Origin of the sequence: Pseudomonas sp. SIMBA_041, assembly GCF_046535095.1 — a bacterium.
In the GTDB taxonomy this organism is placed as follows: Bacteria; Pseudomonadota; Gammaproteobacteria; order Pseudomonadales; family Pseudomonadaceae; genus Aquipseudomonas; species Aquipseudomonas mucoides.
This window is the reverse complement of sequence record NZ_JAWRXJ010000008.1, coordinates 1-16,078: the sequence shown is the minus strand read 5'-3', so window position 1 is coordinate 16,078 and position 16,078 is coordinate 1. Positions and strand designations below refer to the sequence as shown.

The following is a 16,078-nucleotide window of genomic DNA, read 5'->3' as shown; positions in this document are numbered from 1 at the left end:
GAACGGAGCAGCCAGGGCCTTACGCTCATTTATCGCAGAACTCAGTTACCGCTAGAGTTCAGCGCTTCGGTCAGTGCAGCTTCCACTTCACTGGCGCTTACGCGCAACGGTTTGTCAGCATCACGGCGACGCTTGCGCTCGCTGTGATAAGCCAGACCGGTACCAGCCGGGATCAGACGACCCACGACCACGTTTTCTTTCAGGCCGCGCAGGTAATCGCGCTTGCCGGTTACCGCCGCTTCGGTCAGTACGCGAGTGGTTTCCTGGAAGGAAGCCGCCGAGATGAACGATTCGGTGGACAACGACGCCTTGGTGATACCCAACAGCACGCGAGTGAACTTGGAAACGAATTTCTCGTCGCCAGCCAGACGCTCGTTCTCTACCAGAACGTGAGTCAATTCCATCTGGTCGCCCTTGATGAAACTGGAATCGCCGGATTCAGCGATTTCAACTTTACGCAGCATCTGACGCAGGATGGTCTCGATGTGCTTATCGTTGATCTTCACGCCTTGCAGACGGTAAACGTCCTGGATCTCGTTCACGATGTACTTGGCCAGCGCACTCACACCCAGCAGACGCAGGATGTCGTGTGGATCGCTCGGGCCGTCGGAGATAACTTCGCCGCGGTTTACCTGTTCGCCTTCGAAGACGTTCAGGTGACGCCACTTCGGAATCAGCTCTTCGTACGGATCGCTACCGTCGTTCGGGGTAATGACCAGACGACGCTTGCCTTTGGTCTCTTTACCGAACGCGATGGTGCCGCTGACTTCAGCCAGAATCGAGGCTTCTTTCGGACGACGTGCTTCGAACAAGTCGGCAACACGCGGCAGACCACCGGTGATGTCACGGGTCTTCGAAGTCTCTTGCGGAATACGAGCGATAACATCACCGATCGCGATTTTCGCACCGTCCGCAACACCGACCAGGGCGTTAGCAGGCAGGAAGTACTGAGCAATTACATCGGTACCCGGCAGCAAGAGATCCTTGCCATTGTCATCAACCATCTTCACAGCAGGACGGATATCTTTACCGGCAGCTGGACGATCTTTGGCGTCAAGTACTTCAATGTTGGTCATACCGGTCAATTCGTCAGTCTGACGCTTGATCGTGATGCCTTCTTCCATGCCCACGTAGGTCACGGTACCTTTCATTTCGGTAACGATTGGGTGAGTGTGCGGATCCCACTTGGCCACGATTGCGCCAGCGTCGACCTTGTCACCTTCTTTAACCGAAATCACAGCACCGTACGGCAGCTTGTAACGCTCGCGCTCACGACCGAAGTCATCAGCGATCGCCAGCTCACCGGAACGGGACACAGCAACCAGGCAACCATCCACTCGCTCAACGTGCTTCAGGTTGTGCAGACGGACGGTACCGCCATTCTTCACCTGAACGCTATCAGCTGCGGAGGTCCGGCTTGCCGCACCACCGATGTGGAACGTACGCATGGTCAGCTGGGTACCCGGCTCACCGATGGACTGGGCAGCGATAACGCCGACCGCTTCACCGATGTTCACCTGGTGACCACGAGCCAGATCACGGCCGTAGCACTTGGCGCAAATGCCGTAGCGGGTTTCGCAGCTGATCGGCGAACGCACGATCACTTCGTCGATGCTGTTCAGCTCGATGAACTCGACCCACTTCTCGTCTACCAGCGTGCCGGCAGGAACGATGATTTCTTCAGTACCTGGCTTGAAAACGTCACGGGCAATAACACGACCCAATACGCGCTCACCCAACGGCTCAACAACGTCACCGCCTTCAATGTGCGGAGTCATTACCAGGCCATGCTCGGTGCCGCAATCGATCTCGGTTACTACCAGATCCTGCGCCACGTCTACCAGACGACGAGTCAGGTAACCGGAGTTCGCAGTTTTCAACGCGGTATCCGCCAAACCTTTACGAGCACCGTGAGTGGAGATGAAGTACTGAAGTACGCTCAAACCTTCACGGAAGTTCGCAGTAATCGGCGTTTCAATGATGGAACCGTCCGGCTTGGCCATCAGGCCACGCATACCGGCGAGCTGACGGATCTGCGCAGCAGAACCCCGTGCGCCCGAGTCGGCCATCATGTACATCGAGTTGAAAGATTCCTGGTCGACTTCGACGCCATGACGGTCGATGACCTTCTCTTTCGAGAGGTTGGCCATCATCGCCTTGGAAACTTCGTCGTTCGCCTTGGACCAAAGGTCGATCACTTTGTTGTACTTCTCGCCCTGGGTTACCAGGCCGGAGGCGTACTGACTTTCGATCTCTTTCACTTCGTCGGTGGCAGCACCGATGATGCGGGCTTTTTCATCCGGGATAACGAAGTCGTTAACACCGATGGAAACGCCGGAGATGGTCGAATAAGCAAAACCGGTGTACATCAACTGGTCAGCGAAAATCACGGTCTCTTTCAAACCAACCACGCGGTAGCACTGGTTGATCAGCTTGGAGATCGCCTTTTTCTTCATCGGCTGGTTGACGACGTCGTACGACAGACCAGGTGGAACAACCTGGAACAACAGCGCACGGCCGACGGTGGTGTCGACGATACGGGTGTTCTTGACGCTGCCACCATCACGATCGTTGACGGTTTCGTTGATCCGCACTTTGACTTTAGCGTGCAGTGCGGCTTCGCCGGCACGGAACACACGGTCAACTTCCTGCAGATCCGCGAACACACGACCTTCGCCCTTGGCGTTGATCGCTTCACGAGTCATGTAGTACAGACCCAATACAACGTCCTGCGAAGGAACGATGATTGGCTCACCGTTGGCTGGCGACAGAATGTTGTTGGTCGACATCATCAACGCACGCGCTTCCAACTGGGCTTCCAGTGTCAGCGGTACGTGCACGGCCATTTGGTCGCCGTCGAAGTCGGCGTTGTACGCAGCACAGACCAGAGGGTGCAGCTGGATAGCCTTACCTTCGATCAGTACCGGTTCAAACGCCTGGATACCCAGACGGTGAAGGGTCGGTGCACGGTTGAGGAGAACCGGGTGTTCGCGAATCACTTCAGCGAGAACGTCCCAAACTTCCGGCAGCTCGCGCTCGACCATCTTCTTGGCAGCTTTGATGGTGGTCGCAAGACCACGCATTTCCAGCTTGCCGAAAATGAACGGCTTGAACAGCTCGAGAGCCATCTTCTTCGGCAGACCGCACTGGTGCAGACGCAGGGTCGGACCTACGGTAATTACCGAACGACCGGAGTAGTCAACACGCTTACCGAGCAAGTTCTGACGGAAACGACCTTGCTTACCCTTGATCATGTCAGCCAGGGATTTCAGAGGACGCTTGTTCGAACCGGTGATAGCGCGGCCACGACGACCGTTGTCGAGCAGTGCGTCGACGGCTTCCTGCAACATACGCTTTTCGTTGCGCACGATGATGTCCGGAGCGGACAGATCAAGCAGGCGCTTCAAGCGGTTGTTACGGTTGATCACTCGACGATACAGATCGTTGAGGTCGGAAGTCGCGAAGCGACCGCCATCCAGCGGGACCAGTGGACGCAGATCTGGCGGCAGAACCGGCAGAACGGTCAGCACCATCCACTCTGGGAGGTTGCCGGAACCCTGGAAGGCTTCCATCAACTTCAGACGCTTGGACAGCTTCTTGATTTTGGTTTCGGAGTTGGTTTGCGGAATTTCTTCACGCAGACGGCCAATCTCGTGTTCCAGGTCGATAGCGTGCAGCAGCTCACGGACAGCTTCGGCACCCATGCGGGCATCGAAATCGTCGCCGAACTCTTCCAGCGCTTCGAAGTACTGCTCGTCGTTGAGCAGCTGACCTTTTTCAAGGGTGGTCATGCCTGGATCGATAACGACATAGCTCTCGAAGTAGAGAACGCGTTCGATATCACGCAGGGTCATGTCCATCAGCAAGCCGATACGCGACGGCAGCGATTTCAGGAACCAGATGTGGGCAACTGGCGAGGCCAGTTCGATGTGCGCCATGCGCTCACGACGAACTTTAGCCAGCGCGACTTCAACGCCGCACTTCTCGCAGATCACACCACGGTGCTTCAAGCGCTTGTACTTACCGCACAGGCACTCGTAATCCTTTACCGGGCCAAAGATCTTGGCGCAGAACAGGCCGTCACGTTCAGGTTTGAACGTACGGTAGTTAATGGTTTCCGGCTTTTTAACTTCACCGAACGACCACGAACGGATCATCTCAGGCGATGCCAATCCAATACGGATGGCGTCGAACTCTTCGACTTGACCCTGGTTTTTCAGCAAATTCAGTAGGTCTTTCAAGGCCTTTCCTCCTGGCGGAGCAGAGAGCGGGCAATCCTGCCCCGCTCTCGATTCGCGTCACGTGTTATTCGGTTTCCAGATCGATATCGATGCCGAGGGAACGAATTTCCTTGATCAACACGTTGAAAGACTCGGGCATGCCCGGCTCCATACGGTGATCGCCATCCACGATGTTTTTGTACATCTTGGTACGGCCGTTCACATCGTCCGACTTCACTGTGAGCATTTCTTGCAGAGTGTAAGCGGCACCGTAAGCTTCCAGTGCCCAGACCTCCATCTCCCCGAAACGCTGACCACCGAACTGCGCCTTACCACCCAGCGGCTGCTGGGTAACCAGGCTGTACGAACCGGTAGAACGAGCGTGCATCTTGTCGTCTACCAAGTGGTTCAGCTTCAGCATGTACATGTAGCCAACAGTAACCGGGCGCTCGAACTTGTTGCCGGTACGGCCGTCGGTCAGCTGCATCTGGCCGCTTTCTGGCAGGTCTGCCAGTTTCAGCATGGCCTTGATTTCGCTTTCCTTGGCGCCGTCGAACACTGGAGTGGCCATTGGAACGCCGCCACGCAGGTTCTTCGCCAGATCCAGGATTTCCTGGTCGGAGAAGCTATCCAGATCTTCGTTACGACCGCCGATCTGGTTGTAGATCTCGTCCAGGAAGGTACGAAGCTCAGCCACTTTGCGCTGCTCTTCGATCATCCGGTTGATCTTCTCGCCCAGACCTTTGGCCGCGAGGCCGAGGTGGGTTTCAAGGATCTGACCAACGTTCATACGCGAAGGTACGCCCAACGGGTTGAGGACAACGTCGACCGGGGTGCCATTGGCATCGTGCGGCATGTCTTCAACCGGCATGATCACGGAGACCACACCTTTGTTACCGTGACGACCGGCCATCTTGTCGCCCGGCTGAATGCGGCGACGGATTGCCAGGTAAACCTTGACGATTTTCAGCACGCCTGGAGCCAGGTCATCGCCCTGCTGCAGTTTGCGCTTCTTGTCTTCGAACTTGTCGTCCAGCAGACGGCGACGATCAACGATGTAGGCCTGAGCCTTCTCGAGCTGCTCGTTCAGAGCATCTTCAGCCATGCGCAGTTTGAACCACTGACCATGCTCAAGACCGTCGAGAACTTCGTCGGTGATGTCCTGACCTTTCTTCAGACCGGCGCCGCCTTCGGCTTTGTGGCCGACCAGAGCGGAACGCAGACGTTCGAAAGTTGCGCCTTCAACGATACGGAACTCTTCGTTCAGATCCTTGCGGATCTCGTCGAGTTGAGTCTTCTCGATCGACAGTGCACGAGCATCACGCTCAACGCCGTCGCGGGTGAAGACCTGTACGTCGATGACGGTACCCTTGGTGCCAGTAGGCACGCGCAGGGAGGTGTCTTTAACGTCGCTGGCTTTTTCACCGAAGATGGCACGCAACAGCTTCTCTTCCGGAGTCAGTTGGGTCTCGCCTTTCGGAGTGACCTTACCGACCAGAATGTCGCCTGCGCCAACTTCAGCACCTACGTAAACGATACCGGCTTCGTCCAGTTTGTTCAGTGCAGCTTCACCCACGTTCGGGATGTCTGCAGTGATTTCCTCTGGCCCAAGCTTGGTGTCACGCGCCACACAGGTCAGTTCCTGAATGTGGATCGTGGTGAAGCGATCTTCCTGAACCACACGCTCGGACAGGCAGATGGAGTCTTCGAAGTTGAAGCCGTTCCATGCCATGAACGCAATGCGCATGTTCTGACCCAGAGCCAGTTCACCCATGTCGGTGGACGGACCGTCAGCCATGATGTCGCTACGCTGAACCCGATCACCTTTACGCACCAGCGGACGCTGGTTGATGCAGGTGTTCTGGTTGGAGCGGGTGTACTTGGTCAGGTTGTAGATGTCGACACCAGCTTCGCCGGTTTCAACTTCGTCATCAGCAACACGAACCACGATACGGCTGGCGTCGACAGAATCGATAACACCGCCACGACGAGCCACGACGCAAACGCCGGAGTCACGAGCTACGTTACGCTCCATGCCGGTACCGACCAGCGGCTTGTCAGCGCGCAGGGTTGGTACAGCTTGACGCTGCATGTTCGAACCCATCAACGCACGGTTGGCGTCATCGTGCTCGAGGAACGGGATCAGCGACGCAGCAACCGAAACTACCTGCTTCGGCGATACGTCCATCAAGGTGACGTCTTCAGGCGCCTTGACGGTGAACTCGTTCAAGTGACGAACAGCTACCAGCTCGTCGATCAGGACTTTTTTATCGTTCATCGTGGCCGAAGCCTGAGCGATCACGTGATCAGCTTCTTCGATGGCGGACAGGAACACGATCTCGTCGGTGACCAGAGCGTCTTTCACCACACGGTACGGGCTCTCGAGGAAGCCGTACTGGTTGGTGCGCGCATAGGCAGCCAGGGAGTTGATCAGACCGATGTTCGGACCTTCCGGCGTTTCAATCGGGCATACACGACCGTAGTGAGTCGGGTGTACGTCACGAACTTCAAAGCCGGCACGCTCACGAGTCAAACCGCCAGGGCCGAGTGCAGACACACGACGCTTGTGGGTGATCTCGGACAGCGGGTTGTTCTGGTCCATGAACTGGGACAGCTGGCTGGAACCGAAGAACTCTTTCACCGCCGCAGCCACTGGCTTGGCGTTGATCAGGTCTTGCGGCATCAGGCCTTCGCTTTCAGCCATCGACAGACGCTCTTTGACCGCACGCTCAACACGTACCAGGCCAACGCGGAACTGGTTCTCGGCCATTTCGCCTACGCAGCGAACACGACGGTTACCCAAGTGGTCGATGTCATCGACGATGCCTTTACCGTTACGGATGTCGACCAGAGTCTTCAGTACCGCGACAATGTCTTCTTTGCACAACACACCCGAACCTTCGATCTCGGTACGACCGATACGACGGTTGAACTTCATCCGGCCGACCGCAGACAGGTCATAGCGCTCAGGGCTGAAGAACAGGTTGTTGAACAGAGTCTCGGCAGCGTCTTTGGTTGGCGGCTCGCCTGGACGCATCATGCGATAGATCTCGACCAGCGCTTCCAATTGGTTGCTGGTGGAGTCGATCTTCAGAGTGTCGGAGACAAACGGACCGCAGTCGATATCGTTGGTGTACAGAGTTTCGATGCGAACAACCTGGGCCTTGGCGATTTTCGCCAGGATCTCGGTGTTCAGCTCGGTGTTGCACTCTGCCAGGATTTCGCCGGTTGCCGGATGCACGATGACCTTGGCGGTAGTGCGACCCAGGACGTAGTCCAGAGGCACTTGCAGCTCTTTGATCCCTGCTTTTTCCAGCTGGTTGATGTGGCGAGCGGTGATACGACGACCTTGCTCGACAATAACCTTGCCTTTGTCATCCAGGATATCCAGGACAGCAATTTCACCACGCAGACGCTGAGGCACCAGTTCCAGGCTGAGGTTTTCACCTTGCACGTGGAAGACGTTGGTGGTGTAGAACGCATCCAGCACTTCTTCAGTGGTATAGCCCAGCGCGCGCAGCAATACCGATGCAGGCAGCTTGCGACGACGGTCGATACGCACGAACACGCAGTCTTTCGGGTCGAACTCGAAGTCCAACCACGAACCGCGGTAAGGAATGATGCGCGCGGAGTACAGCAGTTTGCCGGAGCTGTGCGTCTTGCCACGGTCGTGGTCGAAGAACACGCCCGGGGAACGGTGCAGCTGGGAAACGATTACACGCTCGGTACCGTTGATTACGAAGGTACCGTTCTCAGTCATCAGGGGGATTTCACCCATGTAGACTTCTTGCTCTTTAATGTCCTTGATCGCTTTGTTCGACGATTCTTTGTCGAAAATGATCAGGCGCACTTTTACCCGCAAAGGTACGGCGTAAGTTACACCGCGCAATACGCATTCTTTGACATCAAATGCCGGTTCGCCCAGGCGATAACCGACGTACTCCAGCGCAGCATTGCCGGAGTAGCTGATGATCGGGAAAACGGATTTGAAGGCCGCATGCAGGCCCACGTCGCGGAACTGATCTTTAGTCGCTCCCGCTTGCAAGAATTCACGATACGAATCCAGCTGGATGGCCAGGAGGTACGGCACATCCATGACGTCCGGCAACTTGCTAAAGTCCTTGCGGATACGTTTTTTCTCAGTATATGAGTAAGCCATCAGCGTTCCCCAGCTTGGTCACCTGCTTGTTTGGCCCCTCCCGACGGGAGCAGCCAGAAAATCGTGCAAACCCCATGGTTTGCGCCACCACATCGGGTGGTTACAGCTCGTTATCAGCACCGACCCAGTCGGCTGCCAATAACGGAAAAAGGCCGGTGGCAAGAGCCACCAGCCATCAGCCTTTCGCTTTACGCTCGGGCTGGAGGAGCAAAGTCGATGCTTACTTCAGCTCGACTTTAGCGCCTGCTTCTTCCAGAGTAGCTTTGGCTTTGTCAGCTGCGTCTTTCGAAACAGCTTCCAGAACCATGGCAGGAGCGCCGTCAACTACAGCCTTGGCTTCTTTCAGGCCCAGACCGGTCAGTTCACGTACTGCCTTGATCACGTTTACTTTCTTCTCGCCAGCTTCGGTCAGCATGACGTTGAATTCGGTTTGCTCTTCAACAACAGCGGCAGCAGCAGCTGGACCAGCCGATGCAGCAGCAGCGGTAACGCCGAATTTTTCTTCGAAAGCTTTGATCAGCTCAACAACCTGCAGAACCGACATTTCAGCTACGGCGTTGAGGATATCGTCTTGGGAGATAGACATTGCTGTATTTCCTGAATTGGGGGACGGCCTACGCGGCCATCGAAATAAACAAAAATACGCGAAAGGAGATGTTCAGCCTTAGGCTGCAACAGCTTCTTTTTGGTCGCGAACTGCAGCCAGAGTACGAGCCAACTTGCTGGTAGCGCCTTGAATCACGCTCATCAGCTGAGAAATTGCTTCGTCACGGGTCGGCAGTGTTGCCAGTACGTCGATTTGGTTAGCTGCGAGGAACTTGCCCTCGAACGCAGCTGCCTTGATCTCGAACTTATCCTGACTCTTGGCGAATTCCTTGAACAAACGGGCAGCAGCGCCAGGATGATCCTTGGAGAACGCGATCAGAGTCGGGCCGGTGAACACGTCGTTGAGGACACTGTATTCAGTGTCAGCAACAGCGCGCTTGAGCAGGGTGTTACGTACAACACGTACGTAAACGCCAGCTTCACGAGCCTCTTTACGGAGTCCGGTCATCGCGCCTACTGTTACGCCACGGGCATCAGCCACGACAGCGGACAGAGCGACTTTGGCAGCCTCGTTGACTTCAGCGACGATGGCCTTCTTGTCTTCGAGATTAATTGCCACGGGTTTAACTCCTGCTTGTTACCGTTTCATCTGGCCGAAGCCGGATGTCGTTTTGGTGTCTGATTCGGTAAGGAACCGGGAGCACCATCTGCGTAGGCTTGAGGTTTAAGACTTGCGTCGCCTACGGTCTTGGATAGCCCCCGCCAGGCAGGGACCCCAATCTTTCAATTGGCGCGATCGCTCGCGCCAACCTATGTCTTACGCGTCGAGCGAGCTTTGGTCGATGACCAGACCTGGGCCCATAGTGGTGCTCAGGGTAACGCGCTTGACGTAAATGCCTTTCGAGGAAGCTGGCTTGATACGCTTCAGATCAGCGATCAGGGCTTCAACGTTTTCCTTCAGCTTGACGGCGTCGAAGCCGATCTTGCCAACGGAAGTGTGGATGATGCCGTTTTTGTCGGTGCGATAACGAACCTGACCAGCTTTGGCGTTTTTAACCGCGGTAGCTACGTCTGGAGTTACGGTGCCGACTTTAGGGTTAGGCATCAGGCCGCGTGGACCGAGGATCTGACCCAACTGACCAACAACGCGCATTGCATCCGGGGATGCGATAACTACGTCATAGTTCAGGTCGCCGCCTTTCATTTCGGCAGCCAGGTCGTCCATACCTACACGGTCAGCGCCGGCAGCCAGAGCGGCCTCAGCAGCTGGACCCTGGGTGAACACAGCAACGCGAACGGTCTTGCCAGTGCCGTGTGGCAGCACAGTAGCGCTACGAACAACCTGGTCAGATTTACGCGGGTCAACACCCAGGTTAACAGCAACGTCGAACGACTCGCTGAACTTGACAGTCGACAGCTCAGCCAGCAGAGCAGCAGCGTCTACAAAGTTGTAGGCCTTGCCTGCTTCGATTTTGCCGGCGATAGCCTTTTGACGCTTGGTCAACTTAGCCATTACACACCCTCCACGTTAAGGCCCATGCTACGAGCAGAACCGGCGATAGTACGCACGGCTGCTTCCATATCAGCTGCAGTCAGATCCGCGTTTTTGGTTTTCGCGATTTCTTCCAGCTGAGCACGGGTCACGGTGCCAACCTTAACGGTGTTCGGACGAGCGGAACCGCTAGTCAGACCAGCAGCCTTCTTCAGCAGAACCGAAGCAGGGGTGGACTTGGTTTCAAAAGTGAAGCTACGGTCGCTGTAGACAGTGATGATCACTGGAGTCGGCAGACCTGGCTCAAGACCCTGAGTACGGGCGTTGAAGGCCTTGCAGAATTCCATGATGTTCACGCCGTGCTGACCCAGAGCAGGACCAACAGGTGGGCTTGGGTTAGCCTGAGCGGCCTTCACTTGCAGCTTGATGTAAGCGGTAATTTTCTTGGCCATGAGGCACTCCAATTACGGGTTCAAACGCCTCGAAAGGCTCCCCGGTTACTTGCGCGTTTATCCCAGTGACGACAAAACCCCACAGCCTAGGGCTGCGGGGTTGGGATGCTTGCTCAGCTAGACCTTTTCGACCTGGCTGAACTCTAGCTCTACCGGGGTAGAGCGACCGAAAATGAGCACTGCCACTTGGATCCGGCTCTTCTCGTAGTTAACTTCTTCAACCGTGCCAGTAAAATCAGCAAACGGCCCGTCATTGACCCGTACCGACTCGCCCGGCTCGAACAATGTCTTCGGCTTCGGCTTATCACTACCATCAGCAACGCGACGCAGAATTGCTTCTGCCTCTTTATCTGTAATTGGCGCAGGCTTATCGGCAGTACCGCCAATGAAGCCCATCACCCGAGGCGTATCCTTGACCAAGTGCCAAGTACCCTCGTTCATATCCATCTGTACCAGCACGTAACCTGGGAAGAACTTGCGCTCGCTTTTGCGCTTCTGGCCATTACGCATTTCAACCACTTCTTCAGTGGGAACCAGAATTTCGCCGAAGCCATCTTCCATGCCAGCCAGCTTTACGCGCTCTACCAACGAGCGCATGACATGCTTCTCGTAACCGGAGTAAGCATGCACAACGTACCAACGCTTAGCCACGGGACACCCTTAGCCGACAATCAAGGAAACAAGCCAGCCGAGGAGGGAATCAAGCCCCCACAACAGCAACGCCATAACCAGAACAACAGCCACAACAATCAACGTGGTCTGCGTGGTTTCTTGGCGAGTTGGCCATACGACTTTACGAATCTCAGTGCGAGCTTCCTTAACCAGTACAAAGAAAGACTTGCCCTTGACTGTCTGCAGGCCTACAAAGGCAGCTACAGCAGCAATGACGAGCAGTGCAAGTACACGGTACAGGATCGGCGAAGCAGAGTAATACTGATTGCCAACAACGCCAACAACCACCAAAGCGACTACTACTAGCCACTTGAGCAGATCGAAGCGAGAGCCTTGAGCTTCAGCTTTAGGAGTCATCTATGAAGATCCTGTGAAAAGAAAGCCAGACACACCAAGTGAATCTGGCAGGTCAGGAGGGAATCGAACCCCCAACCTACGGTTTTGGAGACCGTCGCTCTGCCAATTGAGCTACTGACCTAAAACAAAATCAGGCCGACCATTATGCCGGCCCGAAAAAGACATTACAACAATTTACTCGATGATTTTGGCTACGACGCCAGCGCCGACGGTACGACCGCCTTCACGGATAGCGAAACGCAGACCATCTTCCATCGCGATGGTTTTGATCAGGGTAACAGTCATCTGAATGTTGTCACCTGGCATTACCATTTCAACGCCTTCTGGCAGCTCGCAGTTACCAGTCACGTCAGTAGTACGGAAGTAGAACTGTGGACGGTAGCCTTTGAAGAACGGAGTATGACGGCCGCCTTCTTCCTTGCTCAGAACGTAAACTTCTGCGGTGAACTTGGTGTGCGGCTTAACCGAACCCGGCTTAACCAGAACCTGGCCACGCTCAACGTCGTCACGCTTGGTGCCGCGCAGCAGCACGCCGCAGTTCTCGCCAGCACGACCTTCGTCGAGCAGCTTGCGGAACATTTCAACACCGGTGCAGGTGGTGACGGTAGTGTCACGCAGACCAACGATTTCCAGTGGATCCTGAACGCGAACGATACCGCGCTCGATACGACCAGTCACAACAGTACCGCGACCGGAGATCGAGAATACGTCTTCGATTGGCATCAGGAACGGCTTGTCGGTCAGACGAACTGGTTCTGGGATGTAGCTGTCCAGAGTCTCAACCAGTTTACGAACGGCAGTGGTGCCCATTTCGTTGTCGTCTTTGCCTTCCAGAGCCATACGCGCCGAACCGATGATGATCGGAGTGTCGTCGCCCGGGAAGTCGTAAGTGCTCAGCAGATCGCGCACTTCCATCTCAACCAGTTCCAGCAGCTCAGCGTCGTCTACCAGGTCAGCCTTGTTCAGGAAAACCACGATATACGGAACGCCTACCTGACGGGACAGCAGGATGTGCTCACGGGTTTGTGGCATCGGACCATCAGCGGCCGAGCAAACCAGGATAGCGCCGTCCATCTGGGCAGCACCAGTGATCATGTTCTTCACATAGTCAGCGTGACCTGGGCAGTCAACGTGAGCATAGTGACGAATCTTCGAGTTGTACTCGACGTGTGCGGTGTTAATGGTGATACCGCGAGCTTTTTCTTCTGGCGCGCTGTCGATTTTATCGAAATCAACGATGGCCGAACCGAAAACCTCGGAGCAAACGCGAGTCAGAGCAGCAGTCAGCGTAGTCTTACCATGGTCAACGTGACCGATAGTACCAACGTTAACGTGCGGCAGCGAACGATCGAACTTTTCCTTAGCCATCGAAACAACCCCCAACAAAAGAATTGAGCAAGTAATATCAACCATTAAAACAAAGGCAGATATTTTCATATCTGCCTTGTTATATGGAGCTCTTGAGCGGATTTGAACCGCTGACCTCACCCTTACCAAGGGTGTGCTCTACCAACTGAGCTACAAGAGCGTAACACTTTGCAGGATCTGCAAACTTGGAGCGGGTAGCGGGAATCGAACCCGCATCATCAGCTTGGAAGGCTGAGGTTCTACCACTAAACTATACCCGCGGAGCTTGCAGCTCTCGCTAAAATTGGTGGAGGGGGAAGGATTCGAACCTTCGAAGTCGTAGACGTCAGATTTACAGTCTGATCCCTTTGGCCGCTCGGGAACCCCTCCTAAGCGAGCCGGCATTCTACATCATGCCAGCCTTCTGTCAAGCATTTTTCTCATTAAAAACCTGAGGTTAGCTGCATTGACACCGCTTCCGCACTGCTGACCGCTAAAGGTCTTCACTGCGAAGCGGGCGCCATTCTATGCAAACTATTCAGCCGGTGCAACCCCCTCACACGGCATTATTTTATGTTTTAACTCATTGAATTCTTTAGAAAGGTTTAGCAGCTGCAAATCATCCAGCAAACGCTGGCTTTCGGGGGCTACACGCACCCAATAACCAGACGACTCGACGGCGTCTTTCGGCAAAGACTGATACTTGACGCCTATCTCTCCCAGTCGGCGCCCTACCAGCAGGACGGTCTCCTGGCGAGCAAAGCCCCCCAAATAGAGACAACCATTAACCGCCTCTGCGGATTTTCCTTTATCTCGAGTCGTTTCCGCCGCCTCGCTTAACAAGCGAATATCCTGTTGCGCCCCTCGGTACAAGCTCAAAGGCGTTACATCTTTCGCCCGCAGCGGGGCCTCTTGTTGATGCCAAATGTAATAGAAGACGTTGAGTACGAGCAGCAAGAGGAACAACCAGCGCATAAAAACCTCAGGACAATGGACATGCCATCGCTAAACCTACAAAAATCAGGTCTGGAACCAGCCTGGCTTCGGGCACGATTCCGGAAACCAGCGTCGCATCGCCCCCGGTAAGGAATACAGTAAACTCATCCCCCCAGTAACTACGCGCCAACTCCAACTGAGTCAGGACAAACCCCCTCAGCATAAGAGAGCACCCTCGCTCTACCGCTTCGACGGTTGTACGGCCAGGAGCGAGACTTTCGAGCGCTCGCTCGGCAGCCAGGTCACCGTATCGAATTTTTCGAGTATGGGTTCGCAACTGGTTGCGCATTAAGGGCATCCCAGGACAGATAAAGCCACCGAGGTGCTCCCCGTCCGCTGCAATGAAGTCGGCCGTCACAGCGGTACCGAAATCAAGCACCAGACACGCGCCGGAAGCCAGATGAAACCCTCCGAGCATCGCAAGCCAGCGATCGAGACCCAGCCGCTCAAACTCGTCATACCCGTTGCGTACTCCGGCCATTTCGCGGGCTGGAGTCGCGCACACCACGGATACACCGAAAGCTTGCGTCAATATAGAAGCTAAAGCAGCGGTTTCTTCAGCCGTTCTAACGCTGACCAACCGACAATGCTTAAGTGCGAGCCCATCTAGATTGCTCAAGCCCTCCAACAAAGCATCATCCGAATCAACCACACCTTCACTAAACACTCGCCGGACATCTGCACAGAGCACACGCCATTTGATAAAACTGTTTCCACAGTCGAGCTCAAGAATCATCGCGCAACCTCAAACTGAGCTCACCACCACTAAAGACTTTTTCAACGCCATTTACTTTCAAGCGCAAAGCCCCCTGACTGTCGATACCCAATACCTCACCATCTATCTGGCTTACGCCGGCAATCAAAGACACTGCCCGCCCCTGCCAAAGATGGTTTTGCTCCCACTCCGACTGGATAGAGGAAAATCCGTCTAACTGGTGTCGAGCCAGGTATTTCTGGAGCATCGAGCCCAATTCCGAAACCAGGTGATTGCGGTCAAAGGCCTTACCTGACTCCAGACGCATTGACGTCCATAGCTGATCAACCTCTTCAGTCATCTGCATATTGACGTTTATTCCAACACCCAGCACTACGTGACAGACATCCGCAGGATCACCCACCAATTCGAGCAATATCCCGGCGATCTTTTTCTGCCCCACCAAAACATCGTTGGGCCATTTTAATCCCGCTCCTGGAACACCGAGCGCTCGCAATGTCTGCATGACAGCAAGACCGACAACGAGGCTCAAACCCTCCAGCTGCCGCATTCCACCATCAATGCGCAATACCAGGCTGTAATAGACGTTCTCTGCAAAAGGGCTGACCCACTTGCGCCCTCGCCGCCCGCGACCAGCTGTCTGGCGCTCGGCAAGCACCAAAAATGGCGCAGCCTGACCACGCTCGATAGCGCGCAAGGCCTCAGCGTTGGTGGAGTCTATTGAGTCGAAGAGCAAAATTGGCCAGCCACAAGCAGGCGCCTCGTCCGATATGGCGACAGGATCCAATAGCGTCAACGGTGCAGCCAGCTGATATCCGCGACCGCGCACCTTATGAACTGACAAGCCAAGCTCAGCCTCTAGATGCTGAAGCTGCTTCCACACCGCACTACGACTGATCCCCAGTGCAGCACCCAGGGTCTGGCCCGAATGGAACCGGCCATCTTTAAGAAGCTTTAACAACGTCAGCATGCAAGTCTCGCCTCACAATGAGGCCCGCATGATAGCCATGCCCCGAGCCGTTGCATAGAAAACCGACAAGACGGATTTCCAGCGGGCAAAACAAAACCCCTACCTGCATACGCAGATAGGGGTTTCGGAATTTAATCTTGACGATGACCTAC

12 protein-coding genes and 4 tRNA genes are annotated in these 16,078 nt (G+C 55.1%); all 16 read right to left on the bottom strand.

Annotation, left to right across the window (positions count from 1 at the left end; translation table 11 throughout):
- Positions 1-41: 41 nt before the first annotated feature.
- The 16 genes from rpoC to birA all read right to left on the bottom strand — a co-directional run bounded on the left by rpoC (position 42) and on the right by birA (position 15,926).
- Positions 42-4,241 (bottom strand): DNA-directed RNA polymerase subunit beta', encoded by a 4,200-nt coding sequence (rpoC, locus tag SB725_RS19770; RefSeq protein WP_007896632.1) that lies wholly within the window; start codon positions 4,239-4,241, stop codon positions 42-44.
- A 64-nt stretch (positions 4,242-4,305) separates the two neighbouring features.
- On the bottom strand, positions 4,306-8,379 hold the full coding sequence (gene rpoB / locus SB725_RS19765; RefSeq protein ID WP_027926088.1) for a DNA-directed RNA polymerase subunit beta: 4,074 nt from the start codon (positions 8,377-8,379) through the stop codon (positions 4,306-4,308).
- Between the two features lie 220 nt (positions 8,380-8,599).
- Positions 8,600-8,965, bottom strand: a complete 366-nt coding sequence (rplL, locus tag SB725_RS19760; protein ID WP_027926087.1) for a 50S ribosomal protein L7/L12 — start codon at positions 8,963-8,965, stop codon at positions 8,600-8,602.
- A 78-nt stretch (positions 8,966-9,043) separates the two neighbouring features.
- Positions 9,044-9,544: a 50S ribosomal protein L10 gene (rplJ, locus tag SB725_RS19755; protein WP_027926086.1), complete on the bottom strand. Its 501-nt coding sequence runs from the start codon at positions 9,542-9,544 to the stop codon at positions 9,044-9,046.
- 198 nt (positions 9,545-9,742) lie between these two features.
- Positions 9,743-10,438: a 50S ribosomal protein L1 gene (gene rplA / locus SB725_RS19750; RefSeq protein ID WP_003186095.1), complete on the bottom strand. Its 696-nt coding sequence runs from the start codon at positions 10,436-10,438 to the stop codon at positions 9,743-9,745.
- Positions 10,438-10,869, bottom strand: a complete 432-nt coding sequence (gene rplK / locus SB725_RS19745) for a 50S ribosomal protein L11 (protein ID WP_007933726.1) — start codon at positions 10,867-10,869, stop codon at positions 10,438-10,440. The genes rplA and rplK overlap by 1 nt, the downstream gene beginning before the upstream one ends.
- 117 nt (positions 10,870-10,986) lie before the next feature.
- Entirely contained in the window at positions 10,987-11,520 is a 534-nt protein-coding gene (gene nusG, locus SB725_RS19740) for a transcription termination/antitermination protein NusG (RefSeq protein WP_007896622.1), read from the bottom strand.
- Positions 11,521-11,529: 9 nt separating this feature from the next.
- Positions 11,530-11,898 carry a preprotein translocase subunit SecE gene (gene secE, locus SB725_RS19735; RefSeq protein WP_007896620.1) on the bottom strand — a complete coding sequence of 123 codons (369 nt, stop codon included), beginning with the start codon at positions 11,896-11,898 and terminating at the stop codon, positions 11,530-11,532.
- A gap of 45 nt (positions 11,899-11,943) precedes the next feature.
- Positions 11,944-12,019 (bottom strand) — tRNA-Trp (locus SB725_RS19730).
- A gap of 53 nt (positions 12,020-12,072) precedes the next feature.
- Positions 12,073-13,266, bottom strand: coding sequence for an elongation factor Tu (gene tuf, locus SB725_RS19725; protein WP_027924378.1), 1,194 nt, complete (start codon positions 13,264-13,266; stop codon positions 12,073-12,075).
- A gap of 84 nt (positions 13,267-13,350) precedes the next feature.
- A tRNA-Thr gene (locus tag SB725_RS19720) sits at positions 13,351-13,426 on the bottom strand.
- A gap of 26 nt (positions 13,427-13,452) precedes the next feature.
- Positions 13,453-13,526, bottom strand: a tRNA-Gly gene (locus tag SB725_RS19715).
- A 24-nt stretch (positions 13,527-13,550) separates the two neighbouring features.
- Positions 13,551-13,635 (bottom strand) — tRNA-Tyr (locus SB725_RS19710).
- Positions 13,636-13,779: 144 nt separating this feature from the next.
- The gene (locus tag SB725_RS19705; RefSeq protein ID WP_027924379.1) at positions 13,780-14,220 is read right to left on the bottom strand and encodes a hypothetical protein; all 441 of its coding nucleotides are present in this window, start codon (positions 14,218-14,220) and stop codon (positions 13,780-13,782) included.
- Positions 14,221-14,227: 7 nt separating this feature from the next.
- Positions 14,228-14,977 (bottom strand): pantothenate kinase, encoded by a 750-nt coding sequence (locus SB725_RS19700; protein WP_027924380.1) that lies wholly within the window; start codon positions 14,975-14,977, stop codon positions 14,228-14,230.
- The gene (gene birA, locus SB725_RS19695) at positions 14,967-15,926 is read right to left on the bottom strand and encodes a bifunctional biotin--[acetyl-CoA-carboxylase] ligase/biotin operon repressor BirA (RefSeq protein ID WP_027924381.1); all 960 of its coding nucleotides are present in this window, start codon (positions 15,924-15,926) and stop codon (positions 14,967-14,969) included. Before birA ends, SB725_RS19700 begins: the two co-directional genes overlap by 11 nt.
- Positions 15,927-16,078: the final 152 nt, after the last annotated feature.